Annotated in this window: 16 protein-coding genes; all 16 read left to right on the forward strand. The window is 60.4% G+C overall.

The genetic code is table 11. From position 1 onward, the window contains the following. The first annotated feature begins 91 nt into the window (after window positions 1–91). The 16 genes from J3P76_RS00995 (at window position 92) to J3P76_RS01070 (ending at window position 16792) form a co-directional block, all read left to right on the forward strand. Complete coding sequence (locus J3P76_RS00995; RefSeq protein WP_420766500.1) at window positions 92–1441, forward strand: TolC family outer membrane protein; 1350 nt, start codon at window positions 92–94, stop codon at window positions 1439–1441. A gap of 37 nt (window positions 1442–1478) precedes the next feature. Next, window positions 1479–3635: a type I secretion system permease/ATPase gene (locus tag J3P76_RS01000; protein ID WP_434608434.1), complete on the forward strand. Its 2157-nt coding sequence runs from the start codon at window positions 1479–1481 to the stop codon at window positions 3633–3635. Continuing rightward, window positions 3625–4992, forward strand: coding sequence for an HlyD family type I secretion periplasmic adaptor subunit (locus tag J3P76_RS01005; protein WP_434561294.1), 1368 nt, complete (start codon window positions 3625–3627; stop codon window positions 4990–4992). Before J3P76_RS01000 ends, J3P76_RS01005 begins: the two co-directional genes overlap by 11 nt. Window positions 4993–5314: 322 nt before the next feature. Then, a complete protein-coding gene (locus tag J3P76_RS01010; RefSeq protein ID WP_434701409.1) occupies window positions 5315–6217 on the forward strand; it encodes a TauD/TfdA dioxygenase family protein in 903 nt (300 codons plus the stop codon). A 37-nt stretch (window positions 6218–6254) separates the two neighbouring features. Then, window positions 6255–7280, forward strand: coding sequence for an ABC transporter substrate-binding protein (locus tag J3P76_RS01015; protein WP_434608432.1), 1026 nt, complete (start codon window positions 6255–6257; stop codon window positions 7278–7280). A 5-nt stretch (window positions 7281–7285) separates the two neighbouring features. Next, complete coding sequence (locus J3P76_RS01020) at window positions 7286–8146, forward strand: ABC transporter ATP-binding protein (protein ID WP_434608430.1); 861 nt, start codon at window positions 7286–7288, stop codon at window positions 8144–8146. A gap of 12 nt (window positions 8147–8158) precedes the next feature. Next, window positions 8159–9025 (forward strand): ABC transporter permease, encoded by an 867-nt coding sequence (locus tag J3P76_RS01025; RefSeq protein ID WP_434608428.1) that lies wholly within the window; start codon window positions 8159–8161, stop codon window positions 9023–9025. 222 nt (window positions 9026–9247) lie between these two features. Further along, window positions 9248–10141 (forward strand): sulfotransferase family protein, encoded by an 894-nt coding sequence (locus J3P76_RS01030; RefSeq protein ID WP_434628095.1) that lies wholly within the window; start codon window positions 9248–9250, stop codon window positions 10139–10141. Window positions 10142–10257: 116 nt separating this feature from the next. Continuing rightward, window positions 10258–10503, forward strand: coding sequence for a DUF2789 domain-containing protein (locus tag J3P76_RS01035; protein WP_420766483.1), 246 nt, complete (start codon window positions 10258–10260; stop codon window positions 10501–10503). Between the two features lie 195 nt (window positions 10504–10698). Further along, entirely contained in the window at window positions 10699–11280 is a 582-nt protein-coding gene (locus tag J3P76_RS01040) for an alpha/beta hydrolase (RefSeq protein WP_420766482.1), read from the forward strand. Between the two features lie 46 nt (window positions 11281–11326). Continuing rightward, complete coding sequence (locus tag J3P76_RS01045; RefSeq protein ID WP_434608422.1) at window positions 11327–12262, forward strand: sigma 54-interacting transcriptional regulator; 936 nt, start codon at window positions 11327–11329, stop codon at window positions 12260–12262. 217 nt (window positions 12263–12479) lie between these two features. Continuing rightward, the gene (locus J3P76_RS01050) at window positions 12480–13262 is read left to right on the forward strand and encodes a MetQ/NlpA family ABC transporter substrate-binding protein (protein ID WP_434608420.1); all 783 of its coding nucleotides are present in this window, start codon (window positions 12480–12482) and stop codon (window positions 13260–13262) included. Window positions 13263–13829: 567 nt separating this feature from the next. Further along, window positions 13830–14495: an amino acid ABC transporter permease gene (locus tag J3P76_RS01055; RefSeq protein WP_420766479.1), complete on the forward strand. Its 666-nt coding sequence runs from the start codon at window positions 13830–13832 to the stop codon at window positions 14493–14495. Beyond that, complete coding sequence (locus J3P76_RS01060; protein ID WP_434608416.1) at window positions 14476–15135, forward strand: amino acid ABC transporter permease; 660 nt, start codon at window positions 14476–14478, stop codon at window positions 15133–15135. Before J3P76_RS01055 ends, J3P76_RS01060 begins: the two co-directional genes overlap by 20 nt. Beyond that, window positions 15132–15914: an amino acid ABC transporter ATP-binding protein gene (locus tag J3P76_RS01065; RefSeq protein WP_420766477.1), complete on the forward strand. Its 783-nt coding sequence runs from the start codon at window positions 15132–15134 to the stop codon at window positions 15912–15914. Before J3P76_RS01060 ends, J3P76_RS01065 begins: the two co-directional genes overlap by 4 nt. Beyond that, complete coding sequence (locus J3P76_RS01070; protein WP_420766476.1) at window positions 15911–16792, forward strand: transporter substrate-binding domain-containing protein; 882 nt, start codon at window positions 15911–15913, stop codon at window positions 16790–16792. Before J3P76_RS01065 ends, J3P76_RS01070 begins: the two co-directional genes overlap by 4 nt. Window positions 16793–16900: the final 108 nt, after the last annotated feature.

Consider the following 16900-nt stretch of genomic DNA (forward strand, 5'->3'; position numbering starts at 1 on the left):
TCCGACATACGGTCATTCCGGTTGCCATCATCCGATGCAGCGCCACGTTTCGCTGTGATTCAAGACAAGCGTTTTCGGGATTTAACCAACCATGCGTTCGCATCTGCTCAAGGCTTTACCTTTCGCCCTCGCCGCCAGTTTCGTACAAGCACAAACCTTGCCGCAGGCCATGCAACAAGCATTGGATGTTCATCCGGAAATCCAGGCGGGCGTGAACAGTCGCCTGGCGGCGGATTATCAGCTCAAGGCTGCCAAGGGCGGCTACCTGCCTAGAGTGGACCTCGCAGCCGGGTACGGCCGTGAAGGCACCGACAGCGTGACCACCCGTTCGGGCACCAATAATCATTGGGAAACCTTGAACCGCAGTGAGTCGAGCCTGCGCCTGTCGCAAATGGTTTTTGACGGTTTTGCGACGTCCAGCGAAGTGGGGCGTCAACAAGCCAACGTCAATGCCCGTGCCTATTCCTTGCTCGACGCCTCTGAGCGCACTGGCTTGACCGTGGCCCAGGTGTACCTGGACGTGCTGACCCGTCGCGAATTCGTGCGCCTGGCCGAGGAAAACCTCAAAAGCCACGAACGCATCTTCGATCAGATCAAGCTGCGCACCTCCCGTGGCGTAGGCAGCGGCGCCGACCTGGACCAGGCCGAAGCGCGCATGGCCCAGGCCCGCAATAACCTCATCACCGAACAGACCAATCTGGCCGACGCCGAGACCAATTACCTCAGCGCCGTCGGCCAACTGCCGGATCAATTGGAGCGTCCCGCCGACTTTATGGCGCTGCTGCCGGCCAACCTCACCGAAGCCCGCGCCCAGATGCTAGACAACAGCCCGGTGCTGCGTTCGGCCGAAGCGGATATCGCCGCTGCCGAGCAGCAGTACGCGGCCGCCAAGTCGAGCTTCTATCCGCGCTTCGACGCAGAGCTGGGTCGCACCGCCGACAATGACCTGGACGGCCAGAACGGCCACAACAATGAATGGCAAGCCATGCTGCGCATGCGCTTCAACCTGTACGCCGGTGGCAGTAACAAGGCCGACCTGGAATCCAAGTCCTACCTGTCCAACCAGGCGCTGGATATCCGCAACAACGCGCTGCGCCAGTTGAACGAAGAATTGGGCCTGGCCTGGAACGCGTTGAACAACGCCAACGCCCAAGTGCCGATCGCCCAGCAATACGTCGACCGCAGCGCCAACGTGCGCACGGCCTATCAGAAGCAGTTCAGCCTCGGCGAGCGTACCTTGCTCGACTTGCTCGACAGCGAAAACGAGTTGTTTAGCGCTTCCCGTCGCCTGGCGGAAATCAAGAACGTGCAGCTGTTCACCCAGTACCGGATCAAGGCAACCATGGGCCAGTTGCTGAAAAGCCAGGGTGTGGTCGCGCCGTTGGCATCGGTTGTGCAGAACGACGTGAAACCCAAGGTCCAGTTACCTGGGATGAATTGAGTCCTCCCACCCGTTTTTATCAGTCAGAGTGCCGAGCGTGGAATCAGAAGTCAGTCCAGTCGAACTAGTTCATGACCCGCGCACGCTGCACGACGACCCATTGTTGGATGGTTTGCTGGCGCTTTGCATGCTGCATCAGAAGCCTGCCAGCGCGGCGATGCTCACCACCGGCCTGCCGTTGCCCAAGCAACGGCTGAGCGTCGAATTATTGTCGCGTGCGGCGGCCCGTGCCGGTCTGCAAGGCCGGGTGCTGCAGCGCAAGCTTGAACAAATCCCCGCCATTGCAATGCCCGCCCTGTTGCTGCTTAAGGAAGGCCGCAGCGCCGTGCTGCTGGGCTGGGCCGGGGACGGCCAGGCGCGCTTGCTGCTCAGCGAAAGCGAAGGCGGCGAAGTCACGGTGAGCCATGAGCTGCTTGCCGACGACTACAGCGGCAAAGTTTTTTTCGCCCAACCGCAGCATAAATTTGACGTCAACCACGGCACGCTCATTCCCCGCGCGCGATCCTGGTTTCGCGACACGCTCAAGCGTTCCCGCTGGCTGTACGCCGACGCCATCGCCGCCAGCCTGTTGATCAACATCATCGCCATGGCCGCTCCGCTGTTCGTGATGAACGTCTACGATCGCGTGGTGCCGAACCAGGCCGAGTCGACGCTGTGGGTACTCGCCGTCGGGATCACCGGCGCCTATGTGTTCGACCTGATCCTGAAAATGCTGCGCAGCTTGTGCCTGGATTTGGCGGGCAAGAAAACCGACTTGATCATTTCGGCGACGCTGTTCGAGCGCATCGTCGGCATGGCCATGAAATACCGCCCTGCGCGGGTGGGCAGCTTTGCCCAGAATATTCATGAGTTCCAGAGCCTGCGGGATTTCCTTGCCTCGCTGACCCTCACCAGCCTGATCGACCTGCCGTTCACCCTGCTGATCTTCATGGTCATCGCGATCCTCGGTGGGCATCTGGTGTGGATTCCGGTGCTGGCGTTCCCGATTGCCTTGCTGATCGGTTATGCGTTGCAAAAGCCTCTGGTCGCGACCATGGAGCGCACCATGGCCTTGGGCGCCGAGCGTCAATCCAGCCTGATCGAAACCCTCGCCGGCCTGGATGCGGTGAAGGTCAACAACGCCGAGAGTGAGCGGCAATATCAGTGGGAACAAACCATCGGCACCCTGGGCCGTCTCGAACTGCGGGTGAAAATGCTGTCCGGCCTGGCGATGAACATCACCTTGCTGATCCAGCAACTGGCCGGGGTGATCATGATCGTCTTCGGTGTCTACCAGATCATCGCCGGCAACCTGAGCATGGGCGGGTTGATAGCTTGCTACATGCTCAGCGGTCGTGCCCTGAGCCCATTGGCGTCGCTGTCGGGCTTGTTGACCCGTTACCAGCAGGCGCGGGTGACCATGACGTCTGTCGATCAAATGATGGAGCTGCCCCAGGAACGCAATTTCGAAGAGCGTCCGCTTAGCCGCAAGGTCTTGCAGGGTGCAGTTGAATGCCGGCAGTTGAATTTCACCTACCCGAACCAGCAGAACCCCGCGTTGAAGAACATCAACCTGGTGATCAAACCGGGCGAAAAGATCGGCATCATCGGCCGCAGTGGCTCGGGCAAAAGCTCGCTCGCCAAGTTGCTGGTGGGTCTGTACCAGCCTGACGACGGCGCGTTGCTGGTGGACGGCGTGGACATTCGCCAGATCGACGTCAGCGAGCTGCGTTACAACATTGGCTATGTGCCCCAGGACATCCAGTTGTTGGCCGGCACCCTGCGCGACAACCTGACCTCCGGCGCCCGTTACGTCGAAGACGAATTGGTGCTCCAGGCTGCGGAACTGGCAGGCGTACACGAGTTCGCACGCCTGCATCCGCAAGGCTACGAGCTGCAAGTGGGCGAGCGGGGGCAGAACCTGTCCGGCGGCCAGCGCCAGAACGTCGCCCTGGCTCGCGCGTTGCTACTCAATCCGCCCATCCTGTTGCTGGACGAACCTACCAGCGCCATGGACAACACCGGCGAAGAACGCTTGAAGCAGCGCTTGGCCGCCGTGGTGGAAAACAAGACGGTGCTGTTGGTGACGCACCGGGCGTCGTTGCTGTCGCTGGTGGATCGCCTGTTGGTGGTCGACCGAGGGCAGATCCTCGCCGACGGTCCCAAGGCCGCCGTGATGGAAGCGTTGAAAAAGGGGCAGATCAGTGTTGCTTAAATCAGGTTTGAAGGGCGCTGTGGGCCGCTATTTCAAGGGTTCCGACTCGCTGCATGGCCAACCGCTGCCCGAGGTCAACAAGGCACTGATCGAGGACGCCCCGCGAGTGGTGCGCCTGACGATCTGGGGCATCATCGGCTTCTTTGTGTTCTTGGTGCTGTGGGCCAACTTCGCTGAGATCGACGAAGTGACCAAGGGCGACGGCAAGGCAATCCCATCGTCCAAGATCCAGAAGATCCAGAACCTGGAAGGTGGCATCGTCGCTGAGCTGTTCATCAAGGAAGGGCAGATCGTCGAGGCTGGCGCGCCGCTGATTCGCCTGGACGACACGCGGTTTGTCTCCAATGTCGGGGAAACCGAGGCCGATCGCCTGTCGATGCTGCTGCGGGTCGAGCGCCTGAGCGCCGAGGTTGAAGATAGACCGCTGAATTTTCCGGCCGATGTGCTCGAGGCCGTACCGGGCCAGGCCGCCAGCGAAGAGTCGTTGTACATCAGCCGTCGCCAGCAACTGCACGATGAGATCGGTGGCTTGCAGGAGCAGTTGATCCAGCGCCAGCAGGAGCTGCGCGAGTTCGTGTCCAAGCAGGCGCAGTACCGCTCCGGCCTGGCGCTGCAACGCCAGGAAATCAACATGTCCGAGCCGCTGGTGGCCCAAGGCGCGGTGTCGCCGGTGGAGGTGCTGCGGCTCAAGCGCGCCGAAGTCGAGACCCGCGGGCAACTGGACGCCACGACGCTGGCGATTCCTCGCGCCGAGTCGGCCATCAAGGAAGTGCAGCGCAAGATCGACGAGACCCGCGGTAAATTCCGCAGCGAAGCCTTGACCCAACTCAACGAAGCGCGCACCGACCTGAACAAGGCCCAGGCCACCGGCAAGGCCCTGGAAGACCGCGTGAGCCGGACTCTGGTGACGTCGCCGGTGCGCGGCATCGTCAACAAAATGCTGGTGAACACCATCGGTGGCGTGATCCAGCCGGGTAGCGACCTGGTGGAGATCGTGCCGCTGGACGACACCATCCTGGTGGAGGCGAAAATCCGTCCCCAGGACATCGCCTTCCTGCACCCCGGCCAGGACGCCACGGTGAAATTCACGGCTTACGACTACACCATCTATGGCGGGCTGAAAGCCAAGCTGGAACAGATCGGCGCCGACACCATCACCGATGAAGACAAGAAAAGCACTTACTACATCATCAAGCTGCGCACCGAGCGTAGCCACCTGGGCACGCCTGAAAAGCCGTTGCTGATCATCCCGGGGATGGTGGCGTCAGTGGACATCATCACCGGCAAGAAAACCGTGCTCAGCTACCTGCTCAAGCCGATCGTCAAAGCCCGGGCCGAGGCTTTGCACGAGCGGTAAATTAATCGAGCTGTGACTCGGTGCTTTTGTGGCGAGGGAGCTTGCTCCCGCTGGGTCGCGCAGCGGCCCCATGAAAAGCGACGAGCGCCGCGCACTCAAGCGGGAGCAAGCTCCCTCGCCAAGGGCGTCGTTTCCAGACCGTCGGTTCGGCCATATGATTATGCGTTTTTAATATTTAAACTAACGCTCTTATATCTTTAGAGTCATCCCCCTGCGTACCTGCCGACCAATCGGCGCGCCGCACGACACAAACCAACACGGTAACGCCGTGAGTTTTGATCGATTGCGCGCCATTGAAGCGCGCCGTGCGTGGGAGTGATGTATGTCAGCCGTCTCTTTTTCTCCAGATTCAAATGCCGCGAACATCGCGCCGCAGTCGTTCGAGATCCGTCCATTCCCCGATGCCGTAGGCGCCGAGATTATCGGCCTGGACCTGTCCCGGCCCATCGACGACCAGGATTTCTCTCGCATCCACCGCGCCCACCTCGACTATCACGTGGTGGTGTTCCGCGACCAACGCATCACCCCCGAACAGCACATCGCCTTCAGCCGTCGTTTTGGCGTGCTGCAGATCCATGTGCTCAAGCAGTTCCTGCTGGCCGGGCATCCGGAAATCCTCATCGTTTCCAACATCATCGAAAACGGCCAATCCGTCGGCCTTGGGGACGCCGGCAAGTTCTGGCATTCGGACCTTTCCTATAAGCAATTGCCCAGCCTCGGCTCGATGCTCCATGCCCAGGAGCTGCCGAGCGAAGGCGGCGATACGCTATTCGCTGACATGCACAAGGCCTGGGACGGTTTGCCCGAAACGCTGCGGAAGGCGGTCGAGGGCCGTTCGGCGGCGCATTCCTACACGGCGCGCTACAGCGAGACCAAATTCGAAGGCAACTGGCGCCCGACGTTGACGCCAGAGCAACTGGCCCAGGTGGCCGAAGTGGTGCATCCAATCGTCCGCACCCACCCGGAAACCGGGCGTAAAGCGTTGTTCGTCAGCGAGGGCTTCACCACCCGCATCGTTGGTTTTCCAGAGGATGAAAGCACCGCAATCCTGACGCAGCTGTATGCCCACAGCGTGCTGCCCCAGAACATCTATCGCCATCAATGGCAGCCCCACGACCTGGTGTTCTGGGACAACCGCTCGCTGATCCACTTGGCAGCCGGTTGCCCGAGCCATCTGCGTCGCAAGCTGTACCGCACCACCATCCAGGGCGACGCCCCTTTCTGATCGGCTGCGCAGCGCGCAAATTGCCCGGAGAATCACCATGTCCAAACGCCTTGTTTTTGCACCGTTGGCCGCAGCTATCGGCCTGGGGCTCAGCCTGCTCGCCGGCAGCCTGATCGCGCCGGCCAGCGCCCACGCCGAAGGCGAGATTCGCATCGCCGAGCAGTTCGGCATCGTTTACTTGTTGTTGAACGTGGTTCGCGACCAGCAACTGATCGAGAAACACGGTAAGGAGGAGGGCATCGATATCAAGGTCGACTGGACCCAACTATCGGGCGGTGCGGCGGTCAACGATGCGTTGTTGTCGGGCTCCATCGACATTGCCGGGGCCGGTGTCGGGCCGTTGTTGACGGTCTGGGACCGCACCCGTGGCAAGCAGAACGTCAAGGCCGTGGCATCCTTGGGCAATTTCCCCTATTACCTGCTGAGCAACAACCCGACCGTCAAGACCATCGCTGACTTCACCGAGAAGGACCGCATCGCGGTGCCGGCGGTGGGCGTGTCGGTGCAATCGCGGTTCTTGCAACTGGCCGCCGCCAAGCAGTGGGGCGACAAGGATTTCAATCGTCTCGACAAGTACACCCTGGCCGTCCCGCACCCGGACGCCACGGCCGCGCTGATTGCCGGCGGCACCGAGTTGACCGGGCACTTTTCCAACCCGCCGTTCCAGGATCAGGCCCTGCAAAACCCCAACGTCCACGTCGTACTCAATTCCTATGACGTGCTCGGGCCGAACTCGCCCACCGTACTGTTCGCCACCGAAAAATTCCGTGATGAAAACCCGAAGACGTACAAGGCGTTCATCGAGGCCCTGACCGAGGCCGCCGAGTTTGCCCAGAATGACAAAGGCGCGGCGGCGGACACTTACCTGCGGGTGACAAAGGCCAAGATTGACCGCGCGACCTTGCTCAAGATCATCGAAAACCCCCAGATCGAATTCACCGTCACGCCGAAGAACACTTACCCATTGGCTGAGTTCCTCTACCACGTCGGTGCGATCAAGAACAAACCGGCCTCCTGGGAAGATTATTTCTTCCAGGACGCAAAACCGTTACAGGGGAGCTGATCGTCATGAACGCGCCATTGCAAGGCCACGCGGCCAGCAACGCCACCCGCACCGACACCGCGTTGCTGGCGGTGGACAACGTCAGCCTGGAATACCGCACCCCGCAGCGTGTGGTGCGGGCTACCCATCAAGTCAGTTTCGAAGTCGATCCGGCGGACCGTTTTGTACTGCTCGGCCCGTCCGGGTGCGGCAAGTCCACGCTGCTCAAGGCCATCGGCGGTTTCATCGCGCCGAGTGAAGGCGAGATCCGATTGCAAGGCCAAACCGTCAACGCGCCGGGTCCGGACCGGATCGTCGTGTTCCAGGAGTTCGACCAACTGCCGCCCTGGAAAAGTGTCAAGCAGAACGTGATGTTCGCGCTGCTGGCTTCGGGCACGCTCAAGCGTCGCGAAGCCGAAGAGCGGGCGCTGCACTATCTCGACAAAGTGGGGCTGGCGGCGTTTGCCGATGCCTACCCCCACACCTTGTCGGGGGGCATGAAGGCCCGTGTCGCGATTGCCCGGGCGCTGGCGATGCAGCCGAAAATCCTGTTGATGGACGAGCCCTTCGCCGCACTCGATGCCCTGACCCGGCGCAAAATGCAGGAAGAATTGTTGCTGCTCTGGGAGGAGGTGCGTTTCACCCTGCTGTTCGTCACTCACTCCATCGAGGAGGCGCTGGTGGTGGGCAATCGTATTCTGCTGTTGTCGCCGCACCCGGGACGGGTCCGGGCGGAAATCCACAGCCATCAATACGATCTGCACAGCCTTGGCGGCGTGGGTTTCCAGCACACGGCACGGCGGATTCATTCGTTGCTGTTCGAGCAAGGCCAGTCGCCGGACGTCGAGCGTGAGCTGGGGTTTGCCGATATCCGTATCGCGTATTGAGGAAAGGGTTTGATGAGCCAGTTATTGCCAGTGCGCGAAGAATACGAAGTCGATCTGCAACCGCTGACCCACGTGCCGCTGGAGCGGGAGTTGCCCTTGGGCCAGCGCCTGTGGCAACAGGGTTGGCTGCGCAAAAGCCTGATCCTGATAGCGCTGGCGGTGCTGTGGGAGGGCGTGGCGCGTTACCAGAACAACGATTTGCTGCTGCCGAGCTTCCTGCAAACCGCCAACGCGTTGTACGACGGTTTGCTCAGCGGCGAGCTGCTGGGCAAGGTGTGGATTTCCCTGGTGGTGCTGCTCAAGGGGTATTTGCTGGGCATCGTCCTGGCGTTTGGCCTGACCACCCTGGCGGTGTCGACGCAGTTGGGCCGCGACCTGCTTAGCACGTTGACGTCGATGTTCAATCCACTGCCAGCTATCGCCCTGTTGCCGCTGGCGCTGTTGTGGTTCGGCCTGGGACAGAACAGCCTGATTTTCGTGCTGGTGCATTCAGTGCTGTGGGCGCTGGCGTTGAATATGTATGCGGGGTTTCTGGGCGTGTCCGAAACGCTGCGCATGGCCGGGCGCAACTATGGGCTCAAGGGCCTGCGCTTTGTGCTGTTCATCCTCATCCCGGCCGCGTTGCCGTCGATCCTCGCCGGACTGAAGATCGGCTGGGCCTTCGCCTGGCGCACCCTTATCGCTGCCGAACTGGTGTTCGGCGCCACTAGCGGCAAGGGCGGTTTGGGCTGGTACATCTTCCAGAACCGCAACGAGCTGTACACCGACAAGGTGTTTGCCGGTTTGGCGGTGGTGATCCTGATCGGGCTGCTCGTCGAGAACCTGGTGTTCGACAGTCTGGAGCGGGTGACGGTGAAGCGTTGGGGGATGCAGCGTTGAACCGTTCTGAAGTCATACTCCGAACCCGTGGCGACGGAGCTCGCTCCCGCTCGGCTGCGCAGCAGTCGCAAAACCGGGCCATGCGGTTTGCCTGAAGGAATGTTGGGGGCCTGCTTCGCAGGCCAGCGGGAGCAAGCTCCCTCGCCAGGGGTTTGGGGTTGTCTGGGCTGACGTCATCGCGAGCAGGCTCGCTCCCACAGTTGATCGGGTGTTGTTCTCGATATGGGGTTCGCCACAAAACCCCTGTGGAAAGGGTGCTGGTTCGGTGACCGACGACTGTCGCAGCCGTTCTTCGGCGATGCCGTGGAAGAAGCCCTGCGCTTGCCCTTCAACCTGGTGTTCCGCCGCCAGACACCCTTGGACGTCCTGGGCCAATGGCAGCGACAGAGCCCCGGCCTGGCGCCCAGCGCATTCATCTTCCATGCCTCCCGATGCGGCTCGACACTGATCAGCCAGATGCTCGCCCAACTGGATGACCACATCGTCATCTCGGAGCCGCCGCCCCTGGATGCGCTGCTGCGCAGTGATTTGCCGCCTGCCGGACGGCGCGTGGCGCTCAAGGGCTTGGTGTCGGCCTATGGGCAGCGCCGTCGAGGTGGGGAGCAACGGCTGGTGATCAAGCTCGACGCCTGGAACATCGGCGAATTGGCGCTGTTGCGCGAATGTTTTCCCGATACGCCTCGGCTGTTCCTGTACCGCGATCCGCTGGAAATTGCCGTCTCCCATCTGCGCCGCCCTGGCATGCACATGGTGCCGGGGTTGATCGGGGCGAGCGTGCTCGACGATGAATTACCCTTCGTCAGCCAGGAAGATTTCATCTCGCGTCGGGTGGGCCGTTTGTTGGCGACAGGTCTGGAGCACTGCCAGGCGTTTGCCGCAATGGCGGTGGACTACACCGAACTGCCCGAGGCGATGACGGGAAGGCTGGCGGCGTTTTTCGGGCTTGATGATGAGCAACGCAGGCGAGTGTTCGCAAAAGTGGGGCAGCATGCCAAGCAGCCGGCGCAGGCGTTCACTGGCGACAGCGAGGACAAGCGCCGGGAGGCTTCGGCGCTGTTGCATGAGCGGGTCAGGTGTTACGCGCAGGCACCCTATGAAGCGTTGAGATCGTTGTAGTCCAGGCGATCCCGCTTCTGCGGTGAAGGTGCTTGCCACAAAGGGTTCAGCGTTCGCTTCAAAGGACTAGACTGCGAGAGTCCCCCAGCCGATCCTTTCATGCTCAGGAGTTTCGCATGGAAACCCCGATCCATAACCTTCCCGCGCTGTTCAAACAACTCGGCCTGCCCGACGACGCCGTCAGCATTGATCAATTCATCGCCAGCCACTCGCCGCTCAAGCCCGAATTGCATCTTGCCGACGCATTCTTCTGGAACGAGAGCCAGCGGCAATTGCTGCGTGATGAAATTCTCGAAGATGCCGATTGGGCGGTGGTGGTGGATCAGCTCGACGTGCTGCTGCGCAAGGGCCGAAGTGGTTGAGGCTTATGCTGCAATACTTGTGCTAGCGAGCTATCAATCAGTGCCGATGCCAGACACAACAGATCGCGAGCAAGCGCGCTTCCCCATGGGCTGATCACTTATTCTATTTAAGCCTTAATAAATAGCTTCTTATTCCTTAAGCAATGCAGCTCTCCTCCTTATACTCGTCCGCAAACAGATACGCGGGAGAGCCCCATGCGCAACGAATCGATTCGCTACCTGATCGTGCCGGGCTGGCAAGGATCGCCAGACAATCATTGGCAAACCCACTGGCAGGCCAGCCTGCCCAATAGCACCCGGGTCGAACAGGCTGACTGGTTGACGCCACGCCGAGAAGATTGGGTCGCCGCGCTGGCAGAAGCCATCGCCGCTGACAGCACGCCGGTGATTCTCATCGCGCACAGCCTGGGTTGCATCACGGTTGCCCATTGGGCTGCTACAGCTCCGGTGCAGCTGTTACGACAGGTGCGCGCCGCGTTGCTCGTGGCACCGGCGGATGTGGAGCGGCCGGCCTGCGCCCCGGCGTTGCGCAATTTCGCGCCGATCCCGACGAACCTGCTGCCATTCCCCAGCCAAGTGGTCAGTTCCGACAACGACGCGGCAGTCAGTGCCCCGCGCGCGCTGGAGCTTGCACGCAACTGGGGGGCCGAGGCCGGGATTCTGGCGGGGGCCGGGCATATCAACGTGAAGTCCGGACATCAGCGTTGGGAGCAGGGTTTCGCTTATCTCTACCGCCTGCAAACGCGCATGGAGCATCACGCCCTGCGTCGTGCCTGAATTTTTAGTGCCCTCCGTCTCCCGGCGGTTTGGGCGGGAGCCTGCCATGACCTTGCACGAAACCTTTGGCCAGCCATTGCTGACCTTTCCCGACTCGGAAAAAAGCCCGCTGAGCATCCGCGCCAAGGCGCTGGTTTTCGTCGACCCACGTTCGCGGCAGTTACGCCAGGAGCTGGAGCGATTGGCACCGCGCTCGGTCTCGGTGTTGATCCGCGGCGAAACCGGCACCGGCAAGGAGCTGTTGGCCAGGCACATCCATCGCGAAAGCAATCGGGGCGGGTTGTTTGTCTCAGTCAATTGCGGCGCCATCAGCCCTACTTACGCCGATGCCGAGTTGTTTGGCTACGCCGCTGGCAGCCATAGCGGTTCAGCCAGCAGCCGGGCGGGGTGGTTCGGCTCGGCCAACGGCGGCACGCTTTACCTGGACGAGATTGGCGACTTGCCGTTGCCGATCCAGATCAAATTGCTGGCGGCCCTGGAGAACCATGAGGTCACGCGCGTTGGCGCTCACCAGCCCAGTCCGGTGGACGTACGCCTGGTCGCGGCCACCAGTATCGATCTGGCGCAAGCGGTGTCGGCTGGAAAATTCCATGATCGGCTCTACCACTACCTTTGCGAGGGTCAGCTTGAGCTGCCGGCCTTGCGCGAAAGAGTGGGCGACATCCTGTCCCTGGCCGAATACTTCTTGGGCATCTACAGCCAGCGGCTTGGTTTGACGGTGCCGCTGATCAGTGAAGCGGCGCAGCATGCCCTTGAGGGGCACAGCTGGCCGGGTAATACCCGTGAGTTGGAAAACGTCATTCACTTTGCATTGCTGGTGAGCACGGGGGACGAGATTTTGCCGGAGCATTTGAACCTGCCGTCCCGGCCAACGGCCCTGGGACTGATCGACCGCCAGGCGGCGCAGGTTATCGCCCAGGGCTCGGAAACCGAACGCCTGGCCCTCAAAGCGTTGCTCGTTCAATTGAGCCAAACGCTCTAGACCGGACCCGTTCAACGGCGGCGAAGGTGCTCGCTCCCTCGTCACAAAAATCTGCGGTTTTCCTTTATGAGTAAAATGAATATGAACTTGAATAAAAGATATTGTTAAGGCATAAAAATTATCGGTATCTTGCGCATCACGCCAGCGATAGCACTTCGCTGGCACTTTACTTATGGCCGTCGTCCATGACGCCTGTGATTTTCGATAAGGACACCGCATGAAAAAGGTTCTGTTGTTCACCGCATTGGCGGCAGCCCTCACCTCGGGCCTGGTCCAGGCCGCAGAGAAGCTGGTCGTCGCAGCCACCCCGGTACCCCACGCCGAAATCCTTGAGCTGATCAAGCCAGCCCTCGCCAAAGAAGGCGTGGACCTGGTGATCAAGGTTTTTACCGACTACGTTCAACCCAACGTACAGGTTGACCAAAAGCGCCTGGACGCCAACTACTTCCAGACCCTGCCGTACCTCAAGAGCTTCAACGAAGGCAAAGGCACTGATCTGGTAACCGTAATCGGCGTGCACGTCGAACCGTTTGGCGGCTACTCGAAAAAGGTCAAGAGCCTGGCTGAGCTGAAGGACGGCGCAACCATCGCCATCCCTAACGAAGGCAGCAACAGCGGCCGGGCCCTGATCCTGCTGCAGAAGGCTGGCCTGATCAAACTCAAGGATCCGAAAAACGCCTTGGCGACGCCGAAAGACATCGCCGAGAACCCGAAGAACTTCAAGTTCAAGGAATTGGAATCGGCCATGTTGCCGCGCGTGCTGGATCAGGTTGACCTGGACATGATCAACACCAACTACGCCTTGGAAGCAGGCCTGAACCCGGCCAAGGACGCCTTGGTGATCGAAGGTTCGGATTCGCCTTACGTGAACTTCCTGGTCGCCCGTCCGGACAACAAGGACAGCGACGCCATCCAGAAACTGGCCAAGGCCCTGACCAGCCCGGAAGTGAAGGCGTTCATCGAGAAGAAGTACAGCGGCGCGGTACTGCCGGCGTTCTGATTCACGCGATAAAAAGTTTCAAGCGCCGATGGCTGGTACAGCGTCGGCGTTTTTTATGCTCGAAAGATTGCTTGGGGTCAGGGACAGGATTACCTGTGGCGAGGGAGCTTGCTCCCGCTCGGCTGCGCAGCAGTCGCAAAACCCGCTAATGCGATCTGCATGAAGGACGGCTGGGGGCCTGCTACGCCGGCCAGCGGGAGCAAGCTCCCTCGCCACAAGATCAAAGGCGAAAATCAGGCCACCCTGGTCTTCAACGCCCGGCGCAACGCCACCAATAATTTGACTATTTCCTGCGGTTCCAGTCGCTGCGGCACTTTCACGTCAGCCATTTTTTTTCTTCCTTGTAATGGTGAGGGGATGTCGAAAGGATCCTCCCTGCGGCGCAAGGAAAATAGTCGTCTTTGTCCTTTCCGGCAAATCCGAAGATAGTTTTTTGTGTGATATTAATATGCTTTAACGGTATTTAAATTCTACTTCTTATACCTATAAAGTCAGTGCCTGCGAGCAGTCATCCGCTGCCCATGGACCGCATCACCGCCGCTTACCCAGTGGCGTCCAGGATCTTCAATGAACTTCGATTACGCTTTTATCCTCAGCACCCTCCCGGCGTTTCTCAAGGCTGTGGGCGTGACGCTGCAGGTCGGTCTTATCGCCATCGTAACGTCGCTGCTGGTGGCGCTGGTCAACGCGACGATCCTGGTGCTGCGCACGCCTTATCTGCAACGCCTGGTGGGGTTGTATGTGGAACTGGCCCGCAACACACCGCTGCTTATCCAGCTCTTCTTCGTCTATTTCGCCTTGCCGGTGCTGGGCATCAAGATCTCGGGGTTTGCGGCGGCGATCATCACCATGACCTTCCTGGGCGGCGCCTACCTCACGGAAGTGCTGCGGGCCGGCGTGGATGCTGTGCCCCAGGCGCAACTGGAGTCCGGTCGCTCCATCGGGCTGTCCCACGGGCAATTGCTGCGCTACGTGATCCTGCCGCAGGCCGGAATCCTCAGCCTGCCGTCACTGTTCGCCAATTTCATTTTCCTGCTGAAGGAGACCACCGTGGTCTCGGCCGTGGCGGTGCCGGAGATTCTCTACACCACCAAAAGCTACATCGCGCTCTACTACAAGACCTACGAAATGCTCGCCGTGCTGACGCTGATCTGCGTGCTGCTGTTTTTGCCGCTGTCGCTGTTGCTCAGCCGTCTGGAAAGGAGGCTCCAGCATGGCCAGTTCGGGTCTTGAGTTGCTGTGGGTGTCGTTGCCGCAACTGGGCGAGGGCGCCGTCCAAACCTTGTCGATTTCCTTTCTGGGAATCGCCTTCAGCACTGTTGGCGGCGTGCTTTATGGCGTGTTGCGGACATTGGGCGTGAAGTGGCTGGACGCCGTCCTGCGGGTCTATCTGGAGCTGTTTCGGGCGATTCCGGTGCTGGTCTGGTTGTACCTGCTGTTTTTCGGTCTGCCGATTCTTTTCGGCCTGAGCATTCCAAGCTTCTGGTGTGCCGTCCTGGTGTTGTCGTCGTGGGGCGCCAGTGAGGTCGGCGAAGTGGTGCGCGGCGCCTTGCATTCGCTGCCGCGGGGCCAACGGGAGGCGGGCTTGTCGATTGGGCTGAACGGGCCGCAACTCTACGGCCATGTGCTGCTGCCACAAGCGCTCAGGCGCATGACGCCGCCGACCATCAACGTCTACACCCGCATCATCAAGACCAGCTCCCTGGCCGTGCTGATCGGCGTGGTGGACGTGATCAAGGTCGGCCAGCAGATCATCGAGCGTACCTACGAATCCGTGCTGATTTACGGCGCGCTGTTCCTGTTTTTCTTTTTCATCTGCTACCCGCTCTCGGCCGCCTCGCGCGTGTTGGAGCGGCGCTGGACGCAAGCATGAGCGCATTGATCGAGTTCAAGGGTTTCAACAAGTTTTTCGGCGAACAGCAGGTGCTCGACGGCATCGACCTGCACGTGAAGACTGGCGAAGTGATCGTCATCCTCGGCCCCAGCGGTTGCGGCAAAAGTACCTTGCTGCGTTGCCTTAACGGCCTGGAAGTGGCCCACGGTGGCAGCCTGGCATTTGCCGGACGCGAGCTGCTGGACAAAGGCACCGATTGGCGCGAAGTGCGGCAACAGATCGGCATGGTGTTCCAGAGCTACCACTTGTTCCCGCACATGAGCGTGCTCGACAACGTGCTGCTCGGCCCGGTCAAGGTGCAAAAACGCGACCGCCGCGAAGCGCGCGCCCAGGCCGAAGCCCTGCTGGCGCGGGTGGGCCTGCTGGACAAGCGCGATGCCTTCCCGCGCCAGCTCTCTGGCGGCCAGCAGCAACGCATCGCCATCGTGCGTTCGCTGTGCATGAACCCCAAGGTCATGTTGTTCGATGAAGTCACCGCCGCCCTCGATCCGGAAATGGTCAAGGAGGTGCTGGACGTCATCCAGGGCCTGGCTCGCGAAGGCATGACCCTACTGATCGTCACCCACGAAATGGCGTTCGCCCGTGCCGTGGCTGACCGCATTGTGTTCATGGATGCCGGGCGCATCCTTGAACAAAACCCTCCCGAGATTTTCTTTACGAACCCGCAAACCGCACGAGCGCAGCAGTTCCTGGAGAAGTTCTCCTACGTCGCCGCACTACCCAACACGACTCAAACAAAGGAACTGGAACTGTCATGAAAACTGCCAAGTCTTCTCTGCTGCTATTGCCATTGCTCGCTGTTGCGCTGCTGGCCGGCTGCAATAAAACCGAAGAACCGCCGAAGCCGAACACCGCCAGCCAGAGCAGCGCGCCAGCCGGCTACCTGGAAAAAATCAAGGCGCGGGACAAGCTGATCGTCGGCGTCTTTACGGACAAGCCGCCGTTTGGTTTTGTCGACGAGGCGGGGCGGTATGTAGGCTTCGATACCGACATCGGTCGTCGATTTGCCAAGGACCTGCTTGGCGATGAAAACAAGGTCGAGTTTGTGGCGGTCGAGCCGGCGAGCCGGATTCCGTTCCTGCAAAGTGACAAGGTCGACCTGATCCTGGCGAACATGACCGTGACCCCGGAGCGCAAGGAAGCGGTGGAGTTCACCAATCCGAATCTGAAGGTCGCGGTACAGGCGCTGGTGCCGCAGGCCAGCACGGTGAAAAGCCTTGATGACCTGGCGACCCGCACCACCATTGTCACGACCGGTACGACGGCGGATATCTGGCTGACCAAGAATCACCCGGATTGGAAACTGCTCAAGTTCGAGAAAAATTCCGAGTCCTTGCAAGCATTGGCCAACGGCCGTGGCGATGCCTATGCCCAGGACAATCTGGTGCTGTTCAGTTGGGCCAAGCAGAACCCCGGCTATCGGGTGCTTGAGCAGACACTGGGCGCCGAAGCGCCGATCGCACCGGCGGTGAAGAAGGGCAATGTCGAGCTGCGTGATTGGGTCAATGCCGAGTTGGCGAAGCTGGGGGAAGAGAAATACCTGCTCAAGCTGTACGACCAATATGTGCGCAAGGAACTGAGCGATGACACCAAGCCTGAGAGCGTGATTGTCGAGGGGGGTAAGTGGCAGGGGTGATTCTCTGATTGTTGAGGTGACCTTCCGATAGCCATCGCGAGCAAGCTCGCTCCCACAATGGATTTTCATATGCTCACAGTTCTGTGTTCACTGAAGGTTTACTGTGGG

Origin of the sequence: Pseudomonas sp. D1-36, from assembly GCF_051132205.1 — a bacterium.
Classification (GTDB): Bacteria; Pseudomonadota; Gammaproteobacteria; order Pseudomonadales; family Pseudomonadaceae; genus Aquipseudomonas.

Coding starts and splice junctions, on each gene's coding strand:
- J3P76_RS00995 (WP_420766500.1), top strand. CDS start 92: ATGCGTTCGCATCTGCTCAAGGCTTTACCTTTCGCCCTCGCCGCCAGT.
- J3P76_RS01010 (WP_434701409.1), top strand. CDS start 5,315: ATGTCAGCCGTCTCTTTTTCTCCAGATTCAAATGCCGCGAACATCGCG.
- J3P76_RS01015 (WP_434608432.1), top strand. CDS start 6,255: ATGTCCAAACGCCTTGTTTTTGCACCGTTGGCCGCAGCTATCGGCCTG.
- J3P76_RS01020 (WP_434608430.1), top strand. CDS start 7,286: ATGAACGCGCCATTGCAAGGCCACGCGGCCAGCAACGCCACCCGCACC.
- J3P76_RS01025 (WP_434608428.1), top strand. CDS start 8,159: ATGAGCCAGTTATTGCCAGTGCGCGAAGAATACGAAGTCGATCTGCAA.
- J3P76_RS01030 (WP_434628095.1), top strand. CDS start 9,248: ATGGGGTTCGCCACAAAACCCCTGTGGAAAGGGTGCTGGTTCGGTGAC.
- J3P76_RS01035 (WP_420766483.1), top strand. CDS start 10,258: ATGGAAACCCCGATCCATAACCTTCCCGCGCTGTTCAAACAACTCGGC.
- J3P76_RS01040 (WP_420766482.1), top strand. CDS start 10,699: ATGCGCAACGAATCGATTCGCTACCTGATCGTGCCGGGCTGGCAAGGA.
- J3P76_RS01045 (WP_434608422.1), top strand. CDS start 11,327: ATGACCTTGCACGAAACCTTTGGCCAGCCATTGCTGACCTTTCCCGAC.
- J3P76_RS01050 (WP_434608420.1), top strand. CDS start 12,480: ATGAAAAAGGTTCTGTTGTTCACCGCATTGGCGGCAGCCCTCACCTCG.
- J3P76_RS01055 (WP_420766479.1), top strand. CDS start 13,830: ATGAACTTCGATTACGCTTTTATCCTCAGCACCCTCCCGGCGTTTCTC.
- J3P76_RS01060 (WP_434608416.1), top strand. CDS start 14,476: ATGGCCAGTTCGGGTCTTGAGTTGCTGTGGGTGTCGTTGCCGCAACTG.
- J3P76_RS01065 (WP_420766477.1), top strand. CDS start 15,132: ATGAGCGCATTGATCGAGTTCAAGGGTTTCAACAAGTTTTTCGGCGAA.
- J3P76_RS01070 (WP_420766476.1), top strand. CDS start 15,911: ATGAAAACTGCCAAGTCTTCTCTGCTGCTATTGCCATTGCTCGCTGTT.